The following is a 25,124-nucleotide window of genomic DNA, read 5'->3' as shown; positions in this document are numbered from 1 at the left end:
CCTGGAAGGAGATCCGGGTCGGGAAGTTCGCCTTGATCGTGCCGGTGATGACGTCGACCGAGGGGCGCTGGGTGGCCAGCACGACATGGATGCCGGCGGCGCGCGCCATCTGTGCCAGGCGCTGGATCGTGCCCTCGATCTCCTTGCCGGCGACCATCATCAGGTCGGCCATCTCGTCGACGATGACGACGATGTAGGGCAAAGGCTCGAGGTCCATGACCTCTTCTTCGTAGATCGCCTCGCCGGTGCCCTTGTCGAAGCCGGTCTGGACCGTGCGGGTGATGACCTCGCCTGCGGCCTTGGCCTCGACCACCCTGGCATTGAAGCCGTCGATGTTGCGCACCGCGAGCTTCGACATCTTCTTGTAGCGCTCCTCCATCTCGCGTACCGCCCACTTCAAGGCGACGACCGCCTTCTTGGGATCGGTCACGACGGGGGTGAGCAGATGGGGAATGCCGTCATAGACCGACAGCTCGAGCATCTTGGGATCGACCATGATCAGACGGCACTCTTCCGGCTTCAGCCGGTAGAGGATCGACAGGATCATGGTGTTGATCGCGACCGACTTGCCCGAACCGGTGGTGCCGGCGACCAGCAGATGCGGCATCCGGGCGAGATCGGCGATCACCGGCTCGCCGCCGATGGTCTTGCCGAGGCACAAAGCGAGCTTGTGCTTGGTGCCCTCGAAATCCTGGCTCGCCAGCAGCTCGCGCAGGAACACCGTCTCGCGGCGGGCATTGGGCAACTCGATGCCGATGGCGTTCTTGCCCGGGATCACCGCCACACGCGCCGACACCGCACTCATCGAACGCGCAATGTCGTCGGCCAGCGAAATCACCCGCGACGACTTCGTCCCAGGCGCAGGCTCAAGCTCGTACAGCGTGACAACAGGGCCGGGGCATGCCTGAATGATCTCGCCCTTGACGTTGAAGTCTTCGAGGACGCCTTCCAACAGCCCGGAATTCTGCTGCAGCGTCTCGACCGGCACCTCGTCCTGCGTCAGCGGCGGCTCGGCCAGGAACTCGATCGGCGGCAGCACGAAGCCGCCATCGTTGGCGATCGCGCGCACCTTCATGTCGCGTAGCGCAGTCTGCCGGGGCGCCTTCCTGACCGGCAGCGCTTCAAGCTCCGGTTCGGCCAGGGCAGGCGGCCTGATGCTGGCGGGCGCGGCGACGGCCATCGGCGTGGCGGGCGACATCGAGAAGCTCAGATTGACTGAATAGCCCTGCGGAATGGGCGCCGGCGAAGCGGCGCGCTCGGCGCGCATCGGGGCGCGGGGCACTGAGGATGCGGGAAGGGCGGCTGCGCGGGCGACCCGTCGTTTAGTGCCCCCGGCCGGTGTCGCGACGGGAGGAACGAATTCCTCGTCGTGCTCGATGGTCGGCACGAGATCCCAGAAGGCATGGTCCGACAGGAACGCGAAGGGCGTCGGCGGCTCCAGGGTTTCCGGGGGCTCGTCTGCCCATTCGACGAGTTCGTCGACCGTCTCGAAGCGCGGCGTTTCCGGCTCGGTCGGCGCGGCCTGGAGAAGCGGGCTCAGCACTTCGTCGCGTGCCACATCGGCCTCGGCGTCCGCGCCGGGGCCTTGCATGCCCCAGATCTGCTGCATCAGATGGCGCGGCGTGCGCCAGAACCGTACACGGGTCTGCTCGGACAGCGGCAGCGCCGGCGGATGATAGCCTCCTCGCCAGGTCGCGTTCAGCGAGGTGCCCAGCGGAACGGGGATTCCGATCGGGGCCGGAGCGCTGTCCGGCATCGCAGCGGCGCTGCGCGCCAGCGCGCGGCTCGTGCGGATATAGGTGCCGGGCGGAGGCGCCGCCGGGGCGCTCTCGGCCGGGTTCGACGGCGCGTTGGCGGCGCTCGGCGCCTCCGCGTGCTCGTCCATCGGCTGGACACCCAAATCATTGGAAGCGAAGAGATTTGTTCGCTGAAGACGATCGCGTTTGAACATGTAAATCCAGCGACACTACGCACCGTGAACCGAGTTCACAGAGCTAGCCGGGCAGAGTTAACGCTGCCTAAATGAAGCGGGCGCGGCGGGCAGGATCGTGACGTCGGCCACCGCTGGAGGACATGCTTTACCAGGCTCGCGCCCATGGCCTAGGCTATGCCGGATCAGCGCGAAACCACGGCGCTTGTTCCCGCTTCCGAGGATGTCCCGCCGTCATGGATTTTACGATTTCCGCCGAGCTCGACGAGCTGCGCCGCCGGATCGCGGCTTTCGTCGAAACCGAGATCATTCCGCGCGAGAGCGACCCCGCGAGCTGGGATGCACATGAGAATATCGGCGAGGCGGCGCTGGCGGAATTGCGCGGCAAGGCGCGCTCGGCCGGGCTCTGGTGCCTGCAGCTGAAGCCCGAGAACGGCGGGCTCGGCGTGGGACGGATGGGCATGGCGGTCTGCTACGAGGCGATGAACCGCTCGATCTTCGGTCCCGTCGTGTTCAATTCGGCGGCGCCCGACGACGGCAACATGATGATGCTGGAGGCTGTCGCGACGCCGGAGCAGAAGCGTCGCTGGCTCGAACCGATCGTCGCCGGCCAGGTGCGCTCCGCCTTCGCCATGACCGAGCCGCATCCCGGCGGCGGCTCCGACCCGACGATGATTCGCACCCGCGCCGAGAAGCAACCGGACGGCTCCTACAGGCTGTATGGCCGCAAATGGTTCATCACGGGAGCCGAGCAGGCGGCGCATTTCACCGTTGTCGCGCGCACATCGGACGATGCGCGACGCGGGCTGACGGCCTTCCTGTTCCATCGCGACCAGCCCGGTTGGCGGATCGTGAGGCGCATCGAGATCATGGGGCCGGAGGAGCATGGCGGCCATTGCGAGATCGAGTTCGACGGGTTGCGCATTCCGCCCGAGGACGTGCTGATGGGGGAGGGCGACGGCTTCAAGGTCACGCAGATCAGGCTCGGCCCGGCGCGGCTGACCCACTGCATGCGCTGGCTCGGCCTCGCCAAGCGCTGCGTCGAGATCGCGCGTGCTTATGCCGCAACGCGGGAGGGCTTCGGCGTTCGCCTCGCCGACCGCGAAAGCATCCAGCTCAAGCTGGGAAAGACCGCGATGGGCATCGAGATCGGACGGCTCCTTGTCATGAAGGCCGCCTGGGAACTCGATCGCGGCGGGCAGGCCCGCAAGGAGGTCTCGATGGCCAAGGTTCAAGCCGCCAATACGCTGCATGAGGCGGCGGACATGGCGATCCAGATCAATGGCGCGCGCGGCTATTCCAAGGATACGGTGCTTGAGTGGATCTATCGCTACGCCCGGCAGGCCCGGCTGGTCGACGGTGCCGACGAGGTGCACCAAATGGTGCTGAACCGCTTCCTCGACAAGGAAGGGGACGATTTCTGGCGCTGGGAGGTTGCCCGCGCATGACGGATCCGACGGAGCAGGCCGAGATCGGCTTCGACACGGTGGCACTGGACGCTTACATGCGCCTGAAGCTCGATCTCGCGGGACCGATGCGGCTCGCGCCGATCAGCGGCGGCCAATCCAACCCGACCTTCTTCCTCGGTTATGATGACCGGACGCTCGTGCTGCGCAAGCAGCCGGCCGGCGAACTGCTGCCTTCGGCCCATGCGATCGACCGGGAATACCGGGTCATCAGCGCGCTCGCAGGAACGGCCGTACCGGTGCCGCCCGCGCTGCTCTATTGCGACGACCGGGCCGTCATCGGCACGCCCTTTTACGTGATGGAGAAGGTCGAGGGCCGTGTCTTCCACGACTGCACTTTGCCCGGCCTGTCGGTGCCGGAGCGCGGCGCAATGTATGCCGCGCTCGCGCAGACCCTGGCCGCGCTCCACAACCTCGACGTCGAAGCGCTGGGGCTCGGCGATTTCGGCAAGCCCGGCAATTACTTCGCCCGCCAGATCGCGCGCTGGGGCCGTCAGTGGGAGCTGTCCGAGGCCAGAGAAAATCCGGATATCGTGCGCCTGCGCGCCTGGCTGCCGCAGCATATCCCGGCCGACGATAGCGTCAGTCTCGTTCATGGCGACTACCGCATCGGCAATGTGATGTTCCATCCGACCGAACCTCGGGTCGTCGCGCTGCTTGACTGGGAATTGTCGACGCTCGGGCACCCTCTCGCCGATCTTGCCCATACGGCGATCGCCTGGCAGTCCTCGCCGCAGGAATATGGCGGCATCGCCGGGCTCGACCTGGACGCGCTCGGCATTCCCGAGCTCAAACGTTTCACGGAACTCTATGCGAGCGAGGCGCGGCATGGCCTGACGCTCCAGCCCTTCCATCTGGCTTTCGCGCTGTTCCGCTGGGCGGTGATCTTCGAGGGCATCGCCGCGCGTGCCCGCAGCGGCAACGCATCGGCGACCAATGCCGCTGAAACCGGGCATTTCGCCGCAGCCTTTGCCCGGCGCGCGGCCGAGCTGACTTGAGAACCGCTAGATGACGAGCCCGTGCGCGCCCAACTCGGCACGCAGATCGATCGGCTCGACGAAATGGACCGTCTTCATACCGGCCCGGTCGGCGGCGACGATGTTCTTCTCGCTGTCGTCGATGAAGATGCAGTCGCTCGGTGAAAGCGCGTAGCGCGCGAACAGCACCGCGAAGATCGCGGGATCAGGCTTGATCACCCGCTCATGGGCGGACACGACGACGCCGTCGAAGGATTGCAGGAAAGGAAAGCGGGTCAGGCACTCGGCCCATTTCTCGCGCGAGAAATTGGTGATGGCGTAGACCTTCTCGCCACGCGCCTTGAGCGCGGCCAGCACGTCGACGCTCTGCTCGATCACGCCGGGGATGCTCTCATACCAGCGCTCGTCATAGGCGCGGATTTCGCGCTCCCATTCCGGATGCTGCGCGACGAGCAGCGCCACGGCCTCTTCCCATGAGCGCCCGCGATCTTGCTCGATGTTCCAGGCGCCGGTGCAGACATTTGCCATGAACCAGTCGAGCCGCTCGCTCTCGGGGATGAGCTCCCGATAGACCAGCTTGGGGTCCCATCGCAGCAACACGTTGCCGACATCGAATACGACGGTGGGAGCGGTCATGCCGTGGCTCCGATCCAGTAGGAGGAGGGCGTGGTCAGCCGCCGACCTGGAAGGAGTAGTTCACGCCGAGGCCGAACGTGACCTGGTGGCGCTGACCGACGGTCGCGACCAGCGGCGAATGCGCCGCATCCTCCGCGAGCCTGTCGTAACGGCCAAACAGCGTGGTCGACCAGACCTCCGACCATTTGTAGTCCAGCGAGCTGGCGATGCCGACGCTCTTCAATCCGCCATCCGGCCTGTAGGGGACGAAATAGCGGTTGATCGAAGCCTCTTCGGCAGAGACGCCGAAATAGCGTCTCATGAAGCGATTATCGCCCAAGGAAAGCCGCGGGCCGACCGCGAGAGTGAAGCCATTGAAGCGTTCCACCCAATCGACCGAGAAATCGGCGACGATCCCGTGGTGCCCGTGGAAGCCCTGCTTCACCTCCACACGGGTCCGCAGCTTGTCCTCGATGGGCCAATACTCGGCGAAAGCTCCGCCCTCGACCGTCCAAGGGACGCTGCGCATGCCGAAAAGGCGATAGTTCTGCCCGGAATAACGGCCGGCGCGGAAATCGCCGACGATGCCGGCGCTGAAACGCTCGTTTTCGTAGAGCGCGAAATCGAAACCGTCATCGGGCGAGCTGAAGCCTTCGACCTCACCGACGCGCCGCCAGCTCAGCGACGGCATCGCGGAGAGACCCGCCGAACTGGAGCCCTCATATTTAGGCCCGAGCTGGCCGGTGAGGCCGACGGTGACGATCCAGCCCTTCGCCGGTGTCGGGTCGGTCAGGGCCGGCGTTACGTCGGCCGCCAGCGCACCCAACGGGCAAAGCGCGAGCAAAGTAGCGAAGGCGATCGCACGCATCAGGCTATACTCATCCTTCCGGCATCCTGCCGTGAGACCCCAGCCATAACCTAGCCGGGTTGACGCCGCCATAACAGCATCGCCACAGCGGCGTCCATTATTCGCCGATCGAACGCCCGACCTTGATGCCCAGTTTCTTGATCCGGTGCCAGAGACTGCGCTCCGCTATTCCCAGGAGCTTGGCGGCCTGAACCTGAATGCCGTCCGTACGCCGCAGCGCCTCGACGATAAATCCGCGCTCCAGCCGCTCCATCTCGGCGTCGAGGTCTCGCGGCAATGCGTGATGGGTGTCGCGACGGCCCGGTTCGAACAGATCGCGGGGGAGGTCCGGGAGGTCTATCGTCTCCGAGCGGGCGACGATGACCGCGCGTTCGACGCAGTTGTGCAGCTCGCGAATGTTGCCCGGCCAATCATAGCCACTCATCGCGGCAAGAGCTGCTGGCGAGAAGCCCGTCACCCGCTTGCCCATCGCTTCCGTCAGTTCGCCGATGAAATGGGCTGCGAGCAGTGGCACGTCCTCGCTGCGATCGCGCAGCGCCGGCAGCGCGATCGGGAAAACGTTCAGCCGGTAATAGAGATCTTCCCGGAAGCGACCCTCCGTGATCGCCTGGCGCATATCCTTATGGGTCGCGGTGACGAGCCGCACATCGACGCTCTGGCTGCGGCTGGCGCCCACCGGCTCGAAGCTGCGCTCCTGGATGACCCGCAGCAGCTTGGCCTGGAGCCCGATCGGCATGTCGCCGATCTCGTCCAGGAAGAGCGTGCCGCCATCGGCAGCGGTGAAGCGGCCCGCGCGGTTGGCGACAGCCCCGGTGAAGGCGCCTTTGACATGGCCGAAGAGTTCGCTTTCCAACAGGCCCTCGGGGATGGCCGCGCAGTTGACCGCGACGAAGGGCTTCGTCCGGCGCGGACTGTTGAAGTGGATGGCGCGCGCCACCAGCTCCTTGCCGGTGCCGCTTTCGCCGTTCAGCATCACCGTGGCCTTGGTCTCGCAGACCTCCGTCACCTGCTCGATCACGCGGCGAAACGCCGGGCTGGTGCCGATCAGCGTGTCGAAGGAGTAGCGCCCTTCCAGTTCGCCGCGCAGCCGGTCGTTCTCGCGCACGACATCGGCAAGGCGGAGCGCCCGGCGGATCGTCGCCGCGACATCCTCCATCTCGAAGGGCTTGGCGATGTAGTCGAAGGCGCCTTCCTTGACGAGCTCGACCGCGTCGCGCACCGCCGCGAAGGCGGTGATGATGACCACCGGCACTTCGGGCCAGCGCTTGCGCACCTCCCGCAGCAGCGCCCGCCCGTCCATCACCGGCAGCCTGAGATCGGTCAGCACGAGGTCGAAGCGGGCCTGCTCCAGCTCGACGAGCGCCGCGCGCGCGCTGTCCACCGCCGTGGTGCGATAGCCCAGGTCTTCGAGCGCCGCCGCCAGCACGTCCGCCAGGCGGACCTCGTCATCGACCACCAGGATGGAGTGGTTCATGCGCGGGCTCCCATCGAGGCACGCGGGATCGTCAGGGTGAAGGCGGCGCCCTGTCCCGGCGCGCTGGCGCAGGACGCCGTTCCGCCATGGCCCTCGGCGACCGTCTGGACCTTGGCGAGGCCGAGCCCCGTGCCCTTCGCCTTGGTGGTGAAGAAGGGATTGAAGATGTGCTCCCGGATGTCGTCTGGAATGCCGTCGCCCTCGTCGCGGATCGTCAGGCTGACGCACTCCGCCCTTGCCTCGACGATGGCATGGATCGTTCCCCCCTCGGGCATGGCGTCGATGGCGTTGAGCACGAGGTTGAGGCAGGCCTGGTGAAGCTGGTCGGGATCTCCCAGGATTCGCGCTCCGCCGCTCTTGTCCTCGATCTCGATCCTGACGCTCTTGCGGTTCAGCTCGGGTGCGGCGATCGCCGCGACGCGGTCGATGATCGCGCGCATCGGCAGTTCGGTCTTCACCGGCTCCTTCGGCTGCGCGAAATCGAGGAAGTCGCGCACCAGCGTCTCGATGCGCCGCACTTCGTCGATCACATAGCCCAGCATCCGGTCTTCCGAGACGGCGAGCTTGGCCCGGTTGCGCACGACTTCGGTCGAGGTCTTGATGATGCCGAGCGGGTTGCGCACCTCATGGGCGATCACCGCCGCCGCCTGGCCGAGCGCCGCGAAGCGGTCCCGGCGCCTGAGTTCGCTTTCGAGCTGATTGAGCTTGCCGAGCTGTTCGGCCATGCCGTTGAAGCCGGACGCCAGCTCCGAGAGTTCGTGCCCGCCGCTGCCTTCCGGGACACGATGGCCGAAATCGCCGGCTGCGATGGCGCGCACGCCGCGCGTCAGGGCTCGCAGCGGCCGCACCAGCACGCCCGACATCAGCATCCCCACCAGAACCGAGATCAGGCAGCCGAAAGCGAAGATGCCCAGGAACAGGCTGCGTCGGCTGAGCTGCTCGAAGAAGCCTGCATCGCGCGGCAAGCCGATGAAGGCGATGGCCGCTAGCTTGCCGTCGATACCGCGAAAGCCTGCATAGACAGCGCGGTAGCGGCCGCCATCCGCCACAGCATCGAAGATCTCGTCATCCTCGCCCGAGGCGAGCTGCGTGCGGATGGTATCCGGTACCGCGGCCGTCCGCTCGGGATGCGTCCGCAGTACGGGAACGAGCTCGTCGTCGAAATCGGCGAAAAGCCGGACATCGAGAGAGGTCACGACGCGGATGCCGCCGAGATAGCTTTCGTCCAGCCAGCTGCCGACGAGCACATAGGCCGCCTGGCCGTTGACATGCACCTCCTGGACCGCGCCGGCCATGATCAGATGGGCGTCGTTCGCGCGAACCTTGAAGATGCCTTCGCCTGTTCGCGTCGGCAGTGGCGCATCGGGCGTGAACGGGCGCGATGTGAACAGGATGTTCCGATTGCCGTCATAGATCGCGATCACGTCGTAGCCGACGGAATTCAGAAGCTGGAATTCCCGTTCGATCGAGCGCGGAGCGGTCAGGTCGGAATGGGACGCCCGCTCCAGTCGGTGCCCGATCACCGTCGCAACGCGCTGGGCCTCCTGAGTCGCATCCACCACCTCGAGCCGGAAGAACCGCGAGGTCTCGCCGAGCCATTGCGCGACGTTCTGCTCGAAGGCGCCAGAGATCAGGCGGGCCGCGACATAGGTCGAGGCCAGCATCGCCGGCACGCTGACCAGCATGAAGGCGATGACCAGCCTCAGCCTGAGCGTGCTCACTTGCGCCGACATGATGCTTGCCCACCCCGCATTGTTTCCGGCACCGCTGGCGCCGGGCACGCTCACTGTTCTCTTGTCCAGGTGTCGTCGTCGCAGATCAAGCCGCCCAGCGCGCAGCCCCGCACGACCAGGCGCCCCGAAGCGTCGAGCGAGAGCGTCGTGCTGTAGGTCTTGCCGTCTTCGGGATTGTAGCCGTTGCCTGCGAACTTGCCCGTGCCATCGGCCTTGAAGCCGTTTAGCACCTGCACCCCCATGAGCGAGCGCTCGCGCAGCTTGGCATCGGCATTGTTGCGGTCGGTGCGCGGCTGCTTCAGCCACACGATCCTGCCGCACAGGGCCTGGCCGCAGGGCGCCACGGCGATGATCGACTCGCCGTCGGAATCGCGCCAGCGGCCGGCAATATCGGTGGCGTTCTGGGCTTGCGCGGCGCCGGCGGCCAAGCCGACGACGACGGCAAGGGCCGTCACTGCGTTACGCATCCTCATGGTCGCCTCCAAGCGCGATGACGCCGGCGACGATCAGCGCGATGCCGCAGGCGCGTGTGAGATCGATCCGCTCGCCAAGCACGAGCCAGGCCAGCAGCGGAACCGTGACATAGGCAAGCCCCGTCATCGGGAAGGCGCGGCTGAGCGGCATGTCCTTGAGGATCGCCATCCAGACGAAGAAGGTGCCGACATAACCGAGCGCGGCCAGCCAGACGCCGGGCAGCGTCAGCGCGCGCGCCAGCATCTCGGTGCCGAAATCGAGGTCGGCGAGGCCGTCGGCTCCCCATTTGAAAGCGAGCTGAGTAAAGGTGTCGAGCGCGATGAAAGACGTCCAGATCAGGGCCTGGCGCCAGCGGCTTGCTGCCGGAGGGGATGCTGAGGCGCTCATGCGGCCTTTTCCTGTGCCGAGGGCGATTGGGCCAGCGCGGCGAGGTCAGGATCGAAACGCGCGAAGGACAGGCGGGGGCTGATCCGGCCAAGCAGCCATTGAAGCGCGCCGTTGCGGTGGCGGAAGCGAATGGTGGAAGGCACCAGCCGGCTGCCGAAGCGAAGCTTGGAGGCATAGGCGGTCTGCCCGCTCTGCAGCAGGCGGACACCGCGCCCAAGGCAGAAGCGCACATTCGCCATCCAGCTCACCGCATAGAGATTGTGCTCGCGGGCCAGCGGGTAGCGCATGCCCAGGAATTTGTCGATCACGCGGTCAGGCTCGACCAGCAGCAGGTTGAAGGCCGCCAGCTCCTCGCCGATCCAGTACAGCGCGAAGACCGCCTGCTCGCCCAGCGCCCTTGCGACGGCGGGAAAATAGCCCGGAGGCAGAACTTCGAGATCGCCATAATCGAGCCCGCTCTGGCGGCGCGTCGACTCGTAGAGATCGCCGATCGCCTCTTCCAGCCCGGTGATATCGCTGCGGTATTCGATCCGCACGGCTTTGGCCTTGGCGAGCTTGCGCCGGATATCCTTGCGCGTCCCGGAGGATAGCGAGGCGAGATAAGCGTCCTCATCGGCGAAGGGCAGGTCCAGGACGGCGACGGGCAGGCTGCCCAACGTCGCGAATCCGCCTTTGCCCAGCAACGGCGCCATCAGCTTGTCCTCGACCGGAGCGAGGTCCTTGAAGGCGATCAGATGCGCCCCTTCCGCTGCCGCCTGCCGTTCCAACGCCGACAGCATCGCTCGCGTCGCGGCCTCGCGCTCCGTCGCATCGAGGCGCGGTGCAAAGCCGAGATGGCAGCGCTCCGCATAAGGCGAGCCGACGCAGAGCGCTTTGAGCGTGACGAGACCGGGAAACCGTCCGAACACGGGCTCCGTGACCCGCCGGAGCCGGCCCTGCAACGGTGTGTCGAGCCTGTAGTCCAGGCGGAAGAACGGCGCCACGGCTGCAACACCCTCCGCATCGCCTGCAGCGACCGCCGCGCAGCGCAGGCCGATGCCGGACGCGGCTGAGGCCTCGTCGCAGGCGCGGTAATAGCCGTGGCTCTCCGCCTCGCCCGGCAGGCAGGCGTTCCAGGCGGCGTCCTCGATCTCGGCGATGGTGGTGGCGATGTGGCCGGCGAACCCGGTCATTCCGCCGGAACGCTGTGCAACGGCACTGGCCTCTTGGCGGCGGCGCCCTGGGCCAGCCGCTTCGCGAACGCAACCGAGCGCTCGATCAGGATGTCGCGCTGCTGGTCGATGGTGACGAGATGATAGCTGTCGTCGAGGATGACCGCATCGACAAGCCCACTCAGGCGGCGCTGGACCTCGAAAGCATTGGAGAGCCCGGCAACGTCGTCTTCCCGCGCATGCACGAGCAAAGTGGGACAGGTGATCGACGGCATCTGCCGGCGCGTCTGCGCGATCAGATGCCACATCTGCTGCACGGACCGCGACGGCGTGCCGTGCAGGCCGGCTTCCGATGAATCGCCGGAGTTCATCGCGTTCTGGATGATATGCCGGGTGCGCTTGTCCTTCACGCCGAAGGGCTCGCGCTCGACGAAACTGAAGCGCTGCCCGATCGGCGTGTTGATCAGCAGCTTGAGCAGGAAGGAATACCAGGGGATCGACCAGCCGTCATAGCGCAGGGTCGGCGCATAGAGCGCGAGGCCGTCGACATCGAGCGGCCGCTCGGCGGCGATATGCATCGCCATCACCGCACCCATCGACAGGCCGCCGACGACGACGCGCTCGCAGGTCTCGCGCATGCGGTCGAGCTCGGTGAGCACGCTCTTGGCCCAGTCGCGCCAGCCGGTGGCGAGCAGGTCCGCCTCGGTGCCGCAATGGCCGGCGAGCTGCGGGCAATGCACGGTATGCCCGGCACGGTGCAGCGCGCGCGCCACCAGCCGCAGCTCGACCGGCGTGCCGCCGAGCCCGTGGATCAGCAGGAAGCCGGTCGCGTCGCCGGCATAGCGGAGGCTGTGGTCGCGGATCGACACGGCTAATGTCCCGTCAGGCGGTATGGGCGACGACGACGACGCCGCAGGTGATCAGAAAGGCGCCTATCCATTGGCGTGGCACGACGCGCTCCTTGAGCACGAGCGCGCTGGCCAGCGTCACGCCGAGGAAATTCAGGCTCGCGACCGGGAAGGCGATCGAAAGCGGCACCTCGGCAAGAATGCGCAGCCAGATGAAGATCTCGGCGACATAGATCGCGCAGCCCGCCAGGACCCAGCCGGAGCGCAAGGTCGACAGCGCGAGCGTCATGCCGGACGCATCGGGCAGCTCGTCGGCGCCGCGCTTCAGGCAAAGCTGCCCGGCGACGTCGCAGACGACGGAAAGCGCAAACCAGAAGACGATCCAGCCATTCATGCCAGCACCCGCTCGAAGCAGTCGATCAGCGCGTCGTTGACAGCGGCGTTGCGGGCGAGCGCGCCAGCCTCCGGCTTGACCGCCCTGGGGTGGTCGAACCAGGCCAGCGTCGCCCGGAACGGGTCGGCGAAACGTGGCTCCGACCAGTCGCCGCAAACGTCGATGCCGGCGATCGCGCGATGCTGCGCGAGGCGCTCGACGGCCGAGAGAACATGGTCGAGCGACATCTGGCCCTGGTCCCAATTGGTGCAGGCATCCTGCGGGCGCAGCACGTCCTTGTCGATGGTCAGCCAGATCGCCCGCGTCGGGATGGCCTCGACGAGTTCATCGAGAAACGCGTCCCAATCCTCGTCGGCGAGGTTCCGCCAATGCAGGTGGTTGCCCTCCTGGCGATAGCTCGTCGTCGTGTCGTAGCGGCCCCAGACGCGGGACGGTGCATGCCGCCAGGGAAACAGCGCGATCCGCCCATCCTCGACCGCGCCAAGATTGGCGAATTGCAGCTCGGGCCGCACGAGGTCGTCGCTGCACGGCCCGATCGTGATGACCTTGCGCACCTGCGGCAGCTCGAGCGCCCGGTTGACCCAGGCGCCGCAATTGACCGTGGCGGGAAAACGCACCCAGTCCGGGTGGTTGTCGAAATGCACGATAGTCACGTTCTCTTCGACGCCTGAGACGAGGCTTGCGGTCAGGTGATGGAAGTCACCCGACCCATAGAAGGTCACGCCGATCTCGCGCCCGCCGCCGGCATCGGACGAAAGCCGGGAGGAAAGGCTTTGCAGCGCTCCCCGGCTCGCCACGATGCGCAGGCGACAGGCAAGGTCGGACGCATCGATGCGGGTTGCGGCTCCCGCATCGATGCGCCGGCGTAGCGGCTCCTGAGCCGCCACACCTGCGTCGAGATCGATCACGCGCAATCGCAACTGGCCCTCGGCGGCTATCAGGCAGTTGCGACGCGGGCGAAGAGCTGATCGAGCAGCGCAATCGCGAGATCGATCTCGGCGTAGCTCATGGTCAGAGCCGGCGCGAGAGTGATGACGTTCTTGTAGTAACCGCCGATGTCGAGCACGAGGCCGTAGCGCTGGCCGTTGATTTCGAGATCGGCCTTCATGCCCTCGTCGCACATCAGGTCGACGAGTCGCTTGGACGGCGTGTAGCTGTCATGCGGCTCGCAGATCTCGATGCGCAGCGCCATGCCGAGGCCGTCGACCTCGCCGACGATCTTGTGGCGCTTTTCGAGGTCCTTCAGCCCGTCGAGGAAATACGCGCCCTTGGCCATGACCATGGTCTCGTAGTCTTCCTCCTCCATCATCTTCATCGCTTCGAGCGCGACGGCGGTGCCGAGCGGGTTGGCGTTGAAGGTGGAGTGGGTCGAGCCGGGCGGGAACACCGTCGGATTGATCAGGGCTTCCTTGGCCCAGACGCCGGAAAGCGGGTTCAGCCCGTTCGTGACGGCCTTGCCGAAGACGATGATGTCCGGCGTCACGCCGAAATGCTCGATCGACCAGAGCTTGCCCGTCCGGTAGAACCCCATCTGGATCTCGTCGACGACCATCAGGATGCCGTGGTCGTCCAGTACTTTCTTCAGGCCCGTGAAGAAGTTCTTCGGCGGGATGACGTATCCGCCCGTACCCTGCAGCGGCTCGACATAGAAGGCGGCGTATTCGGCCTGCTTCGTCTTCGGGTCCCAGACGCCGTTATATTCGCTCTCGAACAACCGGGCGAACTGCGCCACGCACTGCTCGCCGTACTCTTCCTTGCTCATGCCCTTGGGACCCCGGAAATGGTAGGGGAAGGGAATGAAATGCGCGCGCTCGCCGAAATGGCCGAAGCGGCGGCGATAGCGGTAGGACGAGGTGATCGCGGATGCACCGAGCGTGCGGCCATGATAACCGCCCTCGAAGGCGAACATCAGGCTCTTGCCGTTGCAGGCATTGCGCACGAGCTTCAGCGAATCCTCGACGGCCTGCGCGCCGCCGACATTGAAGTGGACGCGGCCCTTCTCGCCGAACTTGCGTTCGGCATCCTGCGCGATCATCGCCGCGAGTTCGATCTTCTCGCGGTGGAGATATTGGCTCGCCACCTGCGGCAGCGTGTCGATCTGGCGCTTCAGCGCATTGTTCAGGCGCGGATTGGCGTAGCCGAAATTGACGGCCGAGTACCACATCTGCAGATCGAGGAAGCGGTTGCCCGCCGCATCGAACATGAAGGAGCCGTCGCAGCCCGAGAAGATCTTCGGGAACTGCGTGTAGTGTACCGTGTCGCCATAGGAGCAATACTCGGCTTCGAGCGCGAGCAGGCGGGCTTCTTCCTCGGCCAGACCCGCGGCAGGCGCCGCACGGTCGAGCACGCGATAACCGTCATCCATCGATCTTGTCCTTGAGTTCCAGGCTCTTGGCCGGCGCAGGCGTGCCGGCGAGCACGGCTTCCAGAAGCGAAACGGCCTCGGAGAAATCCGTGAAAGGGTGGTGGTGAATTCCGTTCTCGCGGCAATGCGCGATCAGGCTCTTCTTGGCGAAGACCAGATCGGCCTCGCTCGCCAGGCAGAAATCGGAGCGACCATCGCCGACGAGCAGCGTCAGCGGCCGCGAAAGATTGCCGGCGATGCGGCATTTGCAGGTGCCGCTGCCGCAGGTGCCGCTCGGCGCCGCATGGGGCGACGTCATCCGCCAGCGATCGCCGCCGATTGATTCCAGATGGTTGGCGACCACCGGAATATGGCCGAGGCCGGCCCGGCCCATCAGCGTGTGGATGGTGCGATCGAGCCCGTCGGAGACGACCGTGATCGGCACGCCATGGCGCTGGCAAAGCCGCACGAAGGAGGCAAAGCCCCAGTCGATCTCCAAAGAGGCGACAAAGGTGTCGAGCACGTCGGGCGAGACATGCAGCAGCGCGACCTGCCGCTCCATGCATTCGCGGGAGCCGATCAGCCCCGCTTCCCATTCCGCCTCGATCTCTTCCCAGCCCGGTTCGGCGAACCGTTCGAGAATCCGGTCGGTGGTATCCCGGCTGGAGATAGTGCCGTCGAAATCAACAAGGGCTTGCCAGAGCATGATCGTCCGCTTCCAATATCGCTGACAAGTGTTGGCAAGCCGCGTGCCAATCACTAAGTCTCTGTTTTCATTGAAAATCGGGTCAAATTGACAGGTGGTGGAACCCGCAAATCTGGTGGTTTCTCCAAAATTTGGAGGAGGAGTCCGGGTTTGCGGGATGAAAGGGCCTTGGTCCCGGTCATCCAAAGCCTCGCGCCGAGCTCATCAGGGAAGGCTGATTCTCGGTCGTGCATGGACCCGGAAGTCGCTGATCCAGCGGAAACATCGCTCGTTGCGCCGGTCGAGGCGGCCGGTTTGACAACAGGGGTGCAGCGGCTAAGGAACGGCGATGAGTTTCGATGTCGGCGCAAGGCTGCGGGAAATCAGGCAGGCGGCGGGGCTATCGCAGCGCGAGCTGGCCGGCCGTTCCGGCGTGACGCACAGCCTGATCTCGCTGATCGAGCAGAACCGGAACAGCCCGTCGGTCGCCTCGCTGCGCAAGATCCTCGACGGCATCCCGATGACCATGGTCAATTTCTTCGACGAGGGACATCCGCCGCAGGATCAGGTGTTTTTCGCGGCAAACGATCTGATCGACCTCACCTCGCGCCTGCATCAGGTCAATGGCGGGGAAAGCCGTGGCAGCATGTCGTTTCGCCAGGTCGGCGATGCCAAAGCGCATAATCTGCAAATCCTGCACGAGCGCTACGAGCCCGGTGCCGACACCGGCGTCGCCATGCTGAAGCATAGCTCGCACGAAGGCGGCGTGGTCCTGACCGGCGAGCTGGAACTGACCGTCGGCGATCAGGTCAAGGTGCTGGGGCCGGGCGAGGCCTATCTCTTCGACAGCCGCGTCCCGCATCGCTTCCGTAATATCGGCAGTGAACCCTGCACGGTGGTCAGCGCCTGTACGCCACCCTACCTCTAGGTCGGCTGATCCTCGTCGACCTCATCTGCCGCGATCTCGGCGAGCGGCAGGCGCAGCAGGGCGCAGGTGCCCCGTCCGGCAAGGTCCTCATAGCGCAGTTCCGTGCCCAGGCTCTTGGCCATGGCGCGAACGATCCGGCTTCCGAGACCCGTGCCGCTGATCGGGCCGTGCCCGGTCCAGCCCACGCCGTCATCGGCGACACGCAGGACGGCTTCGGCGCCGGTGACCTCAAGCGTCACGCGGACTTCGCCGGGCCCCGCCGGGTAGGCGTATTTCAGGGCATTGGTCAGCAGTTCGGTCGTGATCAGGCCAATCGAGATCGCACGATCGGTCTTGACCAGCAGGGGCACGGCCTCGAAGCGGATCGTCGGGCTGAGTTCGGTGCCCGAGAGCGAGCGCTCGAATTCGCCGACCAGCGTCGAGAGGTAGCCGCCGAGATCGACGGCACGAACATCGTCGGAGGTGTAGAGGCTGCGGTGCAGATTGCCGATGGCGGCGATGCGGGCCTGCGTCTCGGCCAGCGCCGCCTTCGCCGCCGGATCCTCCACGGCGTTGGCCTGCATCCGCACCAGCGAGCCGACGAGCGCCAGGCTGTTGGCCACACGGTGATTGACCTCGGCCAGCAGCGCCACCGCCTTGTCGCGGGCGGCGCGGACTTCGCGCTCCGCCGTTTCCCGTGCGCGCTGGAGGCGGGTCTTGGCAACGGCGTGTTCGAGCGCCGCGACAAGCAGAATTTCGAAATCCTCGCCGATCGTCTTGGTCACATAGTCGAGCGCGCCGGCTTTCAGCGCGTCGACCGCGATCGAAAGCTCCGAGGATGCCGTGACATAGACCACCGCAGGGGCATCGTCGCGTTGCGCCAGCGCAGCCATCACGTCGAGGCCGGAGCTGGTGCCGAGGTCATGGTCGAGAATGATGACGTCGTAGCCACGGAGGGCGAGCTTCTCGAACGCGTCCTCCGCCGAAGGCGAATGCGTCACCGTATAGCCGCGGCGCGACAGAATGCGCTGTACCAGCCGGCCCAGCGCTTCGTCGTCGTCGATATAGAGAATCTGGATGGCGCTGTTGAGCATCAGGCCCGGCCGGACGAGACGGTCATGCGGTTTCGGGCACCTGCATCACCGAGAAGAACAGCCCGAGCTGGCGGATCGCATTCGCGAAGCCCTCATAGGCGACCGGCTTGGTGATGTAGACATTCGCACCGAGATCGTAGCAGCGCTGGATCTCGCGGCTGTCATCGGTCGTCGTCAGCACCACGACCGGCGAACGCTTGGTGTGCGGGTTAGCCTTGACCTTCTCCAGGATGTCGACCCCGCCCATGTCGGGCAGGTTGAGATCGAGCAGGATCAGGAGCTGGCGGCCGGCGCTGGCCTCGCCCGAGCCGTCGGGGCCGAGCAGGAACGCGAGCGCATCGGTCCCGTTCGCGAACGGCATGATCTCGTTGTTCACGCCGGCGCGGCGAATGTTCTTTTCGATCAGGCGCGCATGGCCTTCATCGTCTTCGATCATCACGATCAGGACGGGTTTCGCCTGGTTCATGCCTCGGTCGTCCTTCTGTGAAGGTCAAGATCGGTCGGTAGCAGGATGGTGAAGGTGCTGCCACTGCCGAGTTCGGAACTGACGGTGATATCGCCGCCGAGATTGCGCACCATCGTGCGGACATGGGCGAGCCCGATGCCTTCGCCGGCCGTGTTCTGGGAGCCGGAGCGGCGGAACAGCTCGAAGATGCGCTCGTGGTCGGAGGCCGCAATGCCGCGCCCATTGTCCTCCACGTCGATGCGCACCCAGCCCGGCGAGGCGCGCCGCGTGCGAACTGTGATCTGGATCGGCCGCTGCGGCGAGCGATACTTGATCGCGTTGTCGAGAAGGTTGCCGAGAACCTGGTCGAGCGTCAGCCGGTCGGTGACGATGCGCGAGATCTGCGACTGGACGGTGATGCCGCCGCCCTCTTCGCCGCTGGCCTGATGGTGCACCGCCGCGGCCGCCGCCTCCGCCGCTTTGGTCAGGTCGACCGATTCCGGCTTCAGTGCGCGCCGGCCCTCCCGGGAAATTTTCAGAATGGCGTTGATCAGCCCGTCCATCTTGCGCGTCGACGAGCGGATGAAGCCGACCGCCTCGGGAATATCCTCCCGCAGAGCCACTTGGGCCGCAGCGCGTTGGTCCGGGGTGGAGGTTTCACCGGCCTCTACATAGGCGTCGATCGGCTTGAAGGTTTCCTCCAGTTCGCTGGTGAACCCCATGATGTTCACCAGCGGCGCCCGCAGGTCGTGCGTCACGATATAGGCGAAGCGCTGCACCTCCTCGTTCGCCTTGACGAGGGCATCGGTGCGCTGGCGGACGCGGGCCTCCAGCCCCGTGTTCAGCGCCTCGACCTCACGGCGCGCGACCACCAGTTCGCGGGTGTAGCCGAGGATCGTCCAGGCCGCCGCGCCTGCCAATCCCAGGATCAGGACGGCGCCGATGATGGTCGACCAGCGCAGGCGAGATGCGGCGGCGGTCTGCGCATCGATCGCCGCGCGCAGCCCCACTTCCGAACGCGCTAGGATGGAATCGAAATCCTCGCGGACATCGTCCATCAACTGCTTGCCGCTGCCGCCGCGCACGATCGCCATCGCGGCCTCGAAATCGTCCTTGCGGGCCAACTCGACCGTCGAGGCCAGCTCGGCCATCTTCTGGTGAAGCTGGCTGGACAGCTTGGCCGATTGCGCCTCGATCTGCGGGATGTTGGTCGCGGTCTTCTGCCAGCGTGCGAGCCCCGCTTCGAACCGCTCCGAAGCGTTCGTGAACGGCGCCAGATACGCTTCGTCCCGCGTCAGGAGATAGCCGCGCTGTCCGGTCTCGGCATCCTGCACCAGCGAGATCAGATCGGCCGATGCGCTTCGCAGGTCGCGCGCTGCCAGCACCTGCTCGAAATAGCGCTCATTGGCCGTCGTCAGCCATAACGATGTGGCAACGATGCCGAGGAGGATTGCGATCCCCACCGCAAGCAGCAAAGCGTTCGAGCGTTGGAAGAACGCTTGTGTGATCGGCATTTCGGAAACCAGGCTGCGACGAGACGGTCATTGCCAATCACGGATTCGCGCGCAACGTCAAATGACATGAGACGCGCCGCGTGCATCCAAGGTTGCATGACAATGATGGCCTGAGCGGCCTGCCGGACCCGATAGCATTGAACCTGGACGCTCGACGCGGCATGGATTGCCGGGACTGCCCCATCCAAGCATCGGCACTTAGCCGCTGCCGCATCAGACCGGATACCTCATGCCGAAACTCTGCAAGTTCACCTCTCCGGCAGACGGGAAGGCGGTCTACGTCAATCCCGAGCAGGTCAGCGTCGTCTATACCTACAAGGGCGAGCCGCCGGATACGATCATCGCCTTCGGCAAGGACTTCCTGCTCGGGGTCCGCGAAAGCCTCGACGAGACGATCGCGATCCTCGAACGCGCCGGCGCGGAAATGCCAGCGGCGGAATAGCAGCCGCTACCGCCGCCCGCATTCGCTCAGGCCGTGCCGGCCATCATCCGTTGGACACCGCTCAGGACGGCTTTCAGCGATGCCATGACGATGTTGGGGTCCATGCCGACGCCGTGCACGACCTGGCCCTTTGCATCCTCGAGCTTCACATAGCAGGCCGCGTTGGCGTTGGCGCCGCGGCCGACCGCATGCTCGTGATAGTCGAGGAAGGAGAAGTCGACGCCGTAAGCCTGCTTCAAGGCTTCCACGAAGCCGTCGATCGGGCCGTTGCCCTTGCCTTCGATCGTGCGTGTCGTGCCGTCCTTCTGCTTCAGCTCGGCACTGAGCGTCCGGCTGCCCGGTCCTGTCGGCAGCGTGGTATGGGACAGAAGCTCCAGCGGGGCGTCGCTGAGCAGATAGGTCTGCTGGAACAGGCTCCACAGCGCGGCGCTCGTCAGCTCCTTGCCGTCGGAGTCCATCCGCTCCTGCGCGATCTTCGAAAACTCGATCTGCAGCGGGCGCGGCAGGTCCAGCCCGTGATCGGCCTGGAGGATATAGGCCATGCCGCCTTTGCCCGACTGCGAGTTGATGCGGATCACCGCCTCGTAATCGCGCCCGACATCCTTCGGATCGATCGGCAAATAGGGGACCTGGAACAGCGGGTCGTTGCGCTTCTGCTGCGCGTCGAAGCCCTTCTTGATCGCGTCCTGATGCGAGCCGGAAAAGGCGGTATAGACGAGTTCGCCGACATAGGGGTGGCGCTCGTGGACCGGCAGCTGGGTGCAGTATTCCGCCACGCTGCGGATGTCGTTGACGTCGCGCAGGTCGAGCTTGGGATCGACCCCTTGCGTGAACAGGTTAAGCGCCATCGTGACGATGTCGACATTGCCGGTTCGCTCGCCATTGCCGAACAGAGTGCCCTCGACGCGGTCGGCGCCGGCCATCAATGCGAGTTCGGCGGCGGCGACGGCGGTGCCGCGGTCGTTATGCGGATGAATCGAGAGCAGCACGCAGTCGCGGTCGGAGATGTGGCGGCCGAACCACTCGAACTGGTCGGCGTAGACATTGGGCGTCGCCATCTCGACGGTAGCCGGCAGGTTGAGGATCAGCTTTTTCTGTGGCGTCGGCTTGATCACCGCCTTCACCGCCTCGCAGATCTCCAGCGCGTAGTCGAGTTCCGTGCCGGTAAAGCTTTCGGGCGAATATTCGAAGGTGAAGTTGGTTTCCGGCGCTGCCTCCGCCAGTGCCTTGATTTGCGTCGCGGCCTCGACCGCGATTTGGATGATGCCGCTGCGGTCCGACCGGAACACGACCTCTCGCTGCAATGTCGAGGTCGAGTTGTAGAAGTGCAGGATGACGTTCTTGGCGCCCTTCACCGCCTCGAAGGTGCGCGTGATCAGCTCCGGCCGGCATTGCGTGAGCACCTGGATCGCAACATCGTCGGGCACCGCGCCATCCTCGATGATCGAGCGGACGAAGTCGAAATCGGTCTGGGATGCCGCGGGAAACGCGACTTCGATCTCCTTGAAGCCCATTTTTACCAGCAACTGGAACATCCGGTTCTTGCGCTCGACGCCCATCGGCTCGATCAGCGCCTGGTTGCCGTCGCGCAGATCGACCGAGCACCAGGTCGGCGCCTGCTCGATCACCTTCGACGGCCATTGCCGGTCAGGCAGGTTCACCGGCGCATAGGCGCGGTATTTCGAGATCGGCATTCTGGACATGGAAAACCTTTGTGGTGGCGGCGGCCACGCTTTGCCGCAGGCGGCGCGATGCGATGGGCGAACTGTCGGAAAACCCGGCGCGTCAACGCGCCGGGCGGGTAAGTCGCAGGATCAGCTGGCCGGAAACGCACCGAAATCGCATGGCGCGAGATAAGCAGAGCCGGGCCTTCCGATCAATCCCGCCGCCGCCGATGTGGCATTTCGGCCGCCGGCGGACCTTACGTCACATTCCGTCGCGAAAGTGCGGAACCGTACGTAATGTCGCATGTTGCGTCGCAAGATCGATTCGGTGCATCCGGCAGCGCGGGCTTCGCCTGCCGGTTTGTGCGCACAGGACCGATGGCGGGAGAGCTTTAGTCGATGTCGATGGCTGTCGGGGCGAAAGGCGCGCAAGAGCGCAGCGGGCGTGCACCTTCAAGGCGTGCCTTGCTGGGGCTGGATGCCCTGAATTTCTTCCTTGCCGACGTGCGTGACGGTCTGGGTCCTTACCTCGCCATTTACCTCATCGCGGTGCGAGGCCCGGAGCAGGGCTGGAACGAGGCCACTGTCGGCCTGGTGATGACCATCGCGGGCATCGTCGGGCTGATCGCCCAGACGCCCGCCGGCGCGCTGATCGACAAGGGCCGCAACAAGCCCGCGATCGTGATCGCATCGGCGATCGCGGTGACGATCTCCTGCCTCGTTTTGCCCTTCATCAGCAATTTCTATCTGGTCGCCGGCACGCAATCGATTGCCGCGATCGCAGGTGCGATCTTTCCGCCGGCGCTGGCGGCGATCACGCTCGGCCTCGTCGGTCCCAAGCTGTTTTCAAAGCGCATCGGCCGCAACGAGGCTTTCAACCACCTCGGCAATGCCACCTCGGCGGCGATCGCCGGCGCGACGGCATATTTCTTTGGTCCCATCGTGGTGTTCTGGCTCATGGCGGTGCTGGCCGTCCTCAGCGTCGGCGCCATGCTGATGGTGCCGGAGAAGGAGATCGACGACGATCTCGCGCGCGGTCTCGACGACGGGGTCGACGAAGAGCAGCCCTCCGGCATCGCGGCCCTGCTGAAGAACCGCTACCTGATGCTGTTCGCGATCCTCTGCGCCATCTTCCACCTGGCCAATGCCGCGATGCTCACCTCGGTCGGACAGTTGCTCACCCGCATCGCGGGCAAGGAGCAAGCAACGTCGCTGGTCGCGATCTGCATCGTCGCGGCGCAATGCGTGATGGTGCCGATGGCGATCATGGTCGGCGCCAAGGTCGATTCCTGGGGGCGAAAGCCGCTCTTCCTCATCGCCTTCGGTGTGCTGGCGTTGCGCGGCGCGCTTTACGTGCTCTCCGATAATCCGTTCTGGCTGGTGGCGGTGCAGGCGCTCGACGGCGTGGGCGCCGGCATCTTCGGCGCGCTCTTCCCGATCGTGGTCGCGGACCTGACCCGTGGCACGGGGCGCTTCAACGTCGCGCAGGGCGCGGTGGCGACCATCCAGGGCCTGGGTGCCGCGATCTCGGCCTCGCTGGCTGGCGTCATCATCGTGCAGGCGAGCTATTCCGCCGCCTTCATCACGCTCGCGATCATCGCCGCCTGCGGCCTTGCGCTCTACATCTTCGCCATGCCGGAAACGCGCGATTATCAGCCGCCGGTCGACAAGAGTGTTGCTCCGGTGCCGACGGCGATGACCGGAAAGACCGCGTGACCGCGATGATGGTCTGGGGGCTCAACGCGACGCAGATCGCCGCCATTGCAATCTTCATCGTCACCTATGTCGCGATAGCCATCGGCCGTATGCCGGGGCTGCGCGTCGACCGCGCGGGAGCGGCGCTGATCGGGGGCGCACTCATGGTCGCCTTCGGCGTGCTGTCGCTGGAGGACGCCTACCGCGCCATCGACCTCGACACGATCACGCTGCTGCTCGGCATGATGATCGTGGTCGCCAATCTGCGGCTGTCCGGTTTCTTCCGCATGGTGACGGGTTGGGCTGTCGGCCGGGCCGGGCATCCGGCGCTGCTGCTGGCTGCCGTCGTGGTGACGACGGGCGTGCTTTCGGCTTTCCTCGTCAACGATGCCATCTGCCTGGTGATGACACCGATCGTGATCACGCTCACCCGCGCGCTTGATCGCAATCCGGTGCCCTATCTCATCGCCGTGGCACTGGCCTCCAATGTCGGCTCCACTGCGACGATCACCGGCAATCCCCAGAACATGATCATCGGCAACCTGTCGGGGATTTCTTACGGCGCCTTCACCGGCGCGCTGGTGCCGATCGCGGCGCTCGGTCTGCTTGTGACGATCCTGTTCGTGCTGGTGCTCAATCCGCGCGAATATTTCACCAGGCAAGGCCTGCCGAGCGCATCCATCCCGGCGCATTATCATGGCTGGCTTGCGACCAAATCGGCGCTGGTTTCGGTGGCGATGATCGTGCTGTTCTTTCTCGGCCAGCCCGTCGCAAAGGTGGCGATCTGCGCCGCGGCGCTGCTGCTGCTGACCCGCCGCATCGAGCCGAAAAAGGTCTATGCCGAGATCGACGGACAATTGCTGCTGATGTTCGCCGGCCTGTTTGTGGTGGTGCGCGGGCTTGAGCACGCGGTGCTGACGAAGGACGTGGTGGCGCAGGCTGCGCATTTCGACCTCGGCAACGTCGCGATCCTGAGCGGCATCACCGCCGTGCTCTCCAACCTCGTCAGCAATGTTCCGGCCGTGCTGGTGCTGAAGCCCTTCGTCGAGCAATTGCAGGACCCCAAGCACGCCTGGCTCGTCGTCGCGATGGCCTCGACGCTGGCCGGTAACTTCACGTTGCTGGGCTCGGTCGCCAATCTGATCGTCGCCGAGCGCGCCGCTAAGGAAGGCATCTCGATCGACTTCTGGACCTATTTCAAGATCGGCGCGCCGCTGACCATCGCGACGCTGGCGATCGGCGTGTTCTGGCTGCGTTAAGGCTCGGCCCGCAGCATTCCCAGCACGGCGTCGATCGTCATGGCGCGCCGCCGGGCCTGATGATCGGGCGCGCACATGTCATAGCCGAAGACCTGGCCGACCGTGGCGCGGTTCGAGACGTTGTAGAAGCTGAGCGCACTGGCCGTCAGATGGATGTCGAGCGGCGTGTAACCCGGCCGGAACAGCCCCGTCGCGACACCACGCTCGTAGATTTCCCTGATAACGTCGATCACGGACCGGTTGAGGCCGGCGATCTCGCTCGACGCGCTCAGATTACGCGCGTGATGGACGTTCTCGACCATCACCATTCGGACGAAATCATGGTTCTCGACATGATAGTCGAAGGTGAAGCCGACGAGTTTCATCATCGCCTCGCGCGGCGGGAGCGAGCCGAGATCCAAGCTCCGTTCGAAGCTGCGGATGCGCTCGTACATCGCCTCCAGCACGGCGCGGTAAAGCCCCTCCTTGTCGCCGAAATAATAGTAGATCATCCGCTTGCTGGTCGCGGTTTGGGCCGCGATCTCATCGACCCGGGCGCCGCTCAGGCCGTTCTCGACGAACTCGCGTCGTGCCGCTGCGAGGATGCTGCGCCTGACCCCTTCCGGATCCTGCGTCCATGACGCCTGGCCGGATGTGGCCCGGCCTGACACCGTCTTGCGAGAGGCCGGGCGGGCGGGCTTGCGCGACAGGGCAGGTTTGCGCGACGGGCCAGCTTTGCGCGACAGGTCCGGGGTCCCCTCGTCCATGCTTTGGAGCCC

General features: G+C 65.5%; 24 protein-coding genes. 6 read left to right on the top strand and 18 right to left on the bottom strand.

The features are described from left to right. Positions 1-1,885 (bottom strand): DNA translocase FtsK (locus AC1DR6_RS13215; protein WP_476829694.1); only part of this gene is annotated, 1,885 nt, incomplete at its 3' end. Positions 1,886-2,166: 281 nt separating this feature from the next. On the opposite strand from AC1DR6_RS13215, the gene AC1DR6_RS13210 reads away from it, so the two are divergent. Together AC1DR6_RS13210 and AC1DR6_RS13205 are read left to right on the top strand one after the other, a co-directional pair. Continuing rightward, positions 2,167-3,378 (top strand): acyl-CoA dehydrogenase family protein, encoded by a 1,212-nt coding sequence (locus AC1DR6_RS13210; RefSeq protein ID WP_476829693.1) that lies wholly within the window; start codon positions 2,167-2,169, stop codon positions 3,376-3,378. Then, the gene (locus AC1DR6_RS13205; protein WP_476829692.1) at positions 3,375-4,394 is read left to right on the top strand and encodes a phosphotransferase family protein; all 1,020 of its coding nucleotides are present in this window, start codon (positions 3,375-3,377) and stop codon (positions 4,392-4,394) included. Before AC1DR6_RS13210 ends, AC1DR6_RS13205 begins: the two co-directional genes overlap by 4 nt. A gap of 6 nt (positions 4,395-4,400) precedes the next feature. Here AC1DR6_RS13205 and AC1DR6_RS13200 read toward each other — a convergent pair whose 3' ends face one another. From AC1DR6_RS13200 to AC1DR6_RS13145, 12 genes are all read right to left on the bottom strand, one after another. After that, complete coding sequence (locus AC1DR6_RS13200) at positions 4,401-5,009, bottom strand: HAD family hydrolase (RefSeq protein WP_476829691.1); 609 nt, start codon at positions 5,007-5,009, stop codon at positions 4,401-4,403. A 34-nt stretch (positions 5,010-5,043) separates the two neighbouring features. Then, positions 5,044-5,856, bottom strand: coding sequence for a MipA/OmpV family protein (locus tag AC1DR6_RS13195; protein ID WP_476829690.1), 813 nt, complete (start codon positions 5,854-5,856; stop codon positions 5,044-5,046). A 97-nt stretch (positions 5,857-5,953) separates the two neighbouring features. Next, positions 5,954-7,330, bottom strand: a complete 1,377-nt coding sequence (locus AC1DR6_RS13190) for a sigma-54-dependent transcriptional regulator (RefSeq protein WP_476829689.1) — start codon at positions 7,328-7,330, stop codon at positions 5,954-5,956. Then, positions 7,327-9,063: a sensor histidine kinase gene (locus AC1DR6_RS13185; RefSeq protein WP_476829688.1), complete on the bottom strand. Its 1,737-nt coding sequence runs from the start codon at positions 9,061-9,063 to the stop codon at positions 7,327-7,329. The genes AC1DR6_RS13190 and AC1DR6_RS13185 overlap by 4 nt, the downstream gene beginning before the upstream one ends. Positions 9,064-9,113: 50 nt before the next feature. Further along, positions 9,114-9,536 carry a DUF2147 domain-containing protein gene (locus tag AC1DR6_RS13180; protein ID WP_476829687.1) on the bottom strand — a complete coding sequence of 141 codons (423 nt, stop codon included), beginning with the start codon at positions 9,534-9,536 and terminating at the stop codon, positions 9,114-9,116. Continuing rightward, positions 9,523-9,924, bottom strand: coding sequence for a DMT family transporter (locus AC1DR6_RS13175; protein ID WP_476829686.1), 402 nt, complete (start codon positions 9,922-9,924; stop codon positions 9,523-9,525). The genes AC1DR6_RS13180 and AC1DR6_RS13175 overlap by 14 nt, the downstream gene beginning before the upstream one ends. Next, positions 9,921-11,096 carry a GNAT family N-acetyltransferase gene (locus tag AC1DR6_RS13170; RefSeq protein ID WP_476829685.1) on the bottom strand — a complete coding sequence of 392 codons (1,176 nt, stop codon included), beginning with the start codon at positions 11,094-11,096 and terminating at the stop codon, positions 9,921-9,923. Before AC1DR6_RS13170 ends, AC1DR6_RS13175 begins: the two co-directional genes overlap by 4 nt. Continuing rightward, complete coding sequence (locus AC1DR6_RS13165; protein ID WP_476829684.1) at positions 11,093-11,944, bottom strand: alpha/beta hydrolase; 852 nt, start codon at positions 11,942-11,944, stop codon at positions 11,093-11,095. Before AC1DR6_RS13165 ends, AC1DR6_RS13170 begins: the two co-directional genes overlap by 4 nt. A 13-nt stretch (positions 11,945-11,957) precedes the next feature. Further along, positions 11,958-12,317, bottom strand: coding sequence for an EamA family transporter (locus AC1DR6_RS13160; RefSeq protein WP_476829683.1), 360 nt, complete (start codon positions 12,315-12,317; stop codon positions 11,958-11,960). Then, positions 12,314-13,225: an arginase family protein gene (locus tag AC1DR6_RS13155; protein WP_476829682.1), complete on the bottom strand. Its 912-nt coding sequence runs from the start codon at positions 13,223-13,225 to the stop codon at positions 12,314-12,316. The genes AC1DR6_RS13160 and AC1DR6_RS13155 overlap by 4 nt, the downstream gene beginning before the upstream one ends. Before the next feature lie 29 nt (positions 13,226-13,254). Next, positions 13,255-14,682, bottom strand: a complete 1,428-nt coding sequence (locus AC1DR6_RS13150) for an aspartate aminotransferase family protein (protein WP_476829681.1) — start codon at positions 14,680-14,682, stop codon at positions 13,255-13,257. After that, entirely contained in the window at positions 14,675-15,553 is an 879-nt protein-coding gene (locus tag AC1DR6_RS13145; RefSeq protein ID WP_476829680.1) for an MtnX-like HAD-IB family phosphatase, read from the bottom strand. The genes AC1DR6_RS13150 and AC1DR6_RS13145 overlap by 8 nt, the downstream gene beginning before the upstream one ends. A gap of 142 nt (positions 15,554-15,695) precedes the next feature. Here AC1DR6_RS13145 and AC1DR6_RS13140 point away from each other — a divergent pair, with 142 nt between their 5' ends. Beyond that, entirely contained in the window at positions 15,696-16,274 is a 579-nt protein-coding gene (locus AC1DR6_RS13140; RefSeq protein WP_476829679.1) for a cupin domain-containing protein, read from the top strand. Here AC1DR6_RS13140 and AC1DR6_RS13135 read toward each other — a convergent pair. The 3 genes from AC1DR6_RS13135 to AC1DR6_RS13125 are packed head-to-tail and all read right to left on the bottom strand — an operon-like array spanning position 16,271 to position 19,306. Then, positions 16,271-17,347: a sensor histidine kinase gene (locus tag AC1DR6_RS13135; RefSeq protein ID WP_476829678.1), complete on the bottom strand. Its 1,077-nt coding sequence runs from the start codon at positions 17,345-17,347 to the stop codon at positions 16,271-16,273. The genes AC1DR6_RS13140 and AC1DR6_RS13135 overlap by 4 nt on opposite strands. Before the next feature lie 22 nt (positions 17,348-17,369). Beyond that, positions 17,370-17,813, bottom strand: a complete 444-nt coding sequence (locus tag AC1DR6_RS13130) for a response regulator (RefSeq protein ID WP_476829677.1) — start codon at positions 17,811-17,813, stop codon at positions 17,370-17,372. Beyond that, on the bottom strand, positions 17,810-19,306 hold the full coding sequence (locus AC1DR6_RS13125; RefSeq protein ID WP_476829676.1) for a sensor histidine kinase: 1,497 nt from the start codon (positions 19,304-19,306) through the stop codon (positions 17,810-17,812). The genes AC1DR6_RS13130 and AC1DR6_RS13125 overlap by 4 nt, the downstream gene beginning before the upstream one ends. Before the next feature lie 229 nt (positions 19,307-19,535). Between AC1DR6_RS13125 and AC1DR6_RS13120 the strand changes: the two genes are divergently transcribed. Then, positions 19,536-19,748 carry a hypothetical protein gene (locus AC1DR6_RS13120; protein ID WP_476829675.1) on the top strand — a complete coding sequence of 71 codons (213 nt, stop codon included), beginning with the start codon at positions 19,536-19,538 and terminating at the stop codon, positions 19,746-19,748. 26 nt (positions 19,749-19,774) lie between these two features. Here the strand turns inward: AC1DR6_RS13120 and leuA are convergent, their stop codons facing one another. After that, on the bottom strand, positions 19,775-21,442 hold the full coding sequence (gene leuA, locus AC1DR6_RS13115) for a 2-isopropylmalate synthase (protein ID WP_476829705.1): 1,668 nt from the start codon (positions 21,440-21,442) through the stop codon (positions 19,775-19,777). Positions 21,443-21,817: 375 nt separating this feature from the next. Here leuA and AC1DR6_RS13110 point away from each other — a divergent pair, with 375 nt between their 5' ends. Both AC1DR6_RS13110 and AC1DR6_RS13105 read left to right on the top strand, forming a co-directional pair. Next, positions 21,818-23,128, top strand: coding sequence for an MFS transporter (locus tag AC1DR6_RS13110; protein ID WP_476829704.1), 1,311 nt, complete (start codon positions 21,818-21,820; stop codon positions 23,126-23,128). 5 nt (positions 23,129-23,133) lie between these two features. Next, positions 23,134-24,366 (top strand): anion transporter, encoded by a 1,233-nt coding sequence (locus AC1DR6_RS13105; RefSeq protein ID WP_476829703.1) that lies wholly within the window; start codon positions 23,134-23,136, stop codon positions 24,364-24,366. Here AC1DR6_RS13105 and AC1DR6_RS13100 read toward each other — a convergent pair. Beyond that, positions 24,363-25,112, bottom strand: coding sequence for a TetR/AcrR family transcriptional regulator (locus AC1DR6_RS13100; protein WP_476829674.1), 750 nt, complete (start codon positions 25,110-25,112; stop codon positions 24,363-24,365). The genes AC1DR6_RS13105 and AC1DR6_RS13100 overlap by 4 nt on opposite strands. Positions 25,113-25,124 lie beyond the last annotated feature (12 nt).

The sequence above is a fragment of the Allobosea sp. P5_A5 genome (genome assembly GCF_056400625.1).
The sequence above is the reverse complement of the archived record's forward strand: the minus strand, read 5'-3'. Positions and strand labels throughout refer to the sequence as shown.

What these genes read in the sequence shown, in the direction of transcription:
- AC1DR6_RS13210 (WP_476829693.1), top strand. Translation starts at nt 2,167, where the DNA reads ATGGATTTTACGATTTCCGCCGAGCTCGACGAGCTGCGCCGCCGGATC.
- AC1DR6_RS13205 (WP_476829692.1), top strand. Translation starts at nt 3,375, where the DNA reads ATGACGGATCCGACGGAGCAGGCCGAGATCGGCTTCGACACGGTGGCA.
- AC1DR6_RS13200 (WP_476829691.1), bottom strand. Translation starts at nt 5,009, where the DNA reads ATGACCGCTCCCACCGTCGTATTCGATGTCGGCAACGTGTTGCTGCGA.
- AC1DR6_RS13195 (WP_476829690.1), bottom strand. Translation starts at nt 5,856, where the DNA reads ATGCGTGCGATCGCCTTCGCTACTTTGCTCGCGCTTTGCCCGTTGGGT.
- AC1DR6_RS13190 (WP_476829689.1), bottom strand. Translation starts at nt 7,330, where the DNA reads ATGAACCACTCCATCCTGGTGGTCGATGACGAGGTCCGCCTGGCGGAC.
- AC1DR6_RS13185 (WP_476829688.1), bottom strand. Translation starts at nt 9,063, where the DNA reads ATGTCGGCGCAAGTGAGCACGCTCAGGCTGAGGCTGGTCATCGCCTTC.
- AC1DR6_RS13180 (WP_476829687.1), bottom strand. Translation starts at nt 9,536, where the DNA reads ATGAGGATGCGTAACGCAGTGACGGCCCTTGCCGTCGTCGTCGGCTTG.
- AC1DR6_RS13175 (WP_476829686.1), bottom strand. Translation starts at nt 9,924, where the DNA reads ATGAGCGCCTCAGCATCCCCTCCGGCAGCAAGCCGCTGGCGCCAGGCC.
- AC1DR6_RS13170 (WP_476829685.1), bottom strand. Translation starts at nt 11,096, where the DNA reads ATGACCGGGTTCGCCGGCCACATCGCCACCACCATCGCCGAGATCGAG.
- AC1DR6_RS13160 (WP_476829683.1), bottom strand. Translation starts at nt 12,317, where the DNA reads ATGAATGGCTGGATCGTCTTCTGGTTTGCGCTTTCCGTCGTCTGCGAC.
- AC1DR6_RS13150 (WP_476829681.1), bottom strand. Translation starts at nt 14,682, where the DNA reads ATGGATGACGGTTATCGCGTGCTCGACCGTGCGGCGCCTGCCGCGGGT.
- AC1DR6_RS13140 (WP_476829679.1), top strand. Translation starts at nt 15,696, where the DNA reads ATGAGTTTCGATGTCGGCGCAAGGCTGCGGGAAATCAGGCAGGCGGCG.
- AC1DR6_RS13135 (WP_476829678.1), bottom strand. Translation starts at nt 17,347, where the DNA reads ATGCTCAACAGCGCCATCCAGATTCTCTATATCGACGACGACGAAGCG.
- AC1DR6_RS13130 (WP_476829677.1), bottom strand. Translation starts at nt 17,813, where the DNA reads ATGAACCAGGCGAAACCCGTCCTGATCGTGATGATCGAAGACGATGAA.
- AC1DR6_RS13125 (WP_476829676.1), bottom strand. Translation starts at nt 19,306, where the DNA reads ATGCCGATCACACAAGCGTTCTTCCAACGCTCGAACGCTTTGCTGCTT.
- AC1DR6_RS13120 (WP_476829675.1), top strand. Translation starts at nt 19,536, where the DNA reads ATGCCGAAACTCTGCAAGTTCACCTCTCCGGCAGACGGGAAGGCGGTC.
- leuA (WP_476829705.1), bottom strand. Translation starts at nt 21,442, where the DNA reads ATGCCGATCTCGAAATACCGCGCCTATGCGCCGGTGAACCTGCCTGAC.
- AC1DR6_RS13110 (WP_476829704.1), top strand. Translation starts at nt 21,818, where the DNA reads ATGGCTGTCGGGGCGAAAGGCGCGCAAGAGCGCAGCGGGCGTGCACCT.
- AC1DR6_RS13105 (WP_476829703.1), top strand. Translation starts at nt 23,134, where the DNA reads ATGATGGTCTGGGGGCTCAACGCGACGCAGATCGCCGCCATTGCAATC.
- AC1DR6_RS13100 (WP_476829674.1), bottom strand. Translation starts at nt 25,112, where the DNA reads ATGGACGAGGGGACCCCGGACCTGTCGCGCAAAGCTGGCCCGTCGCGC.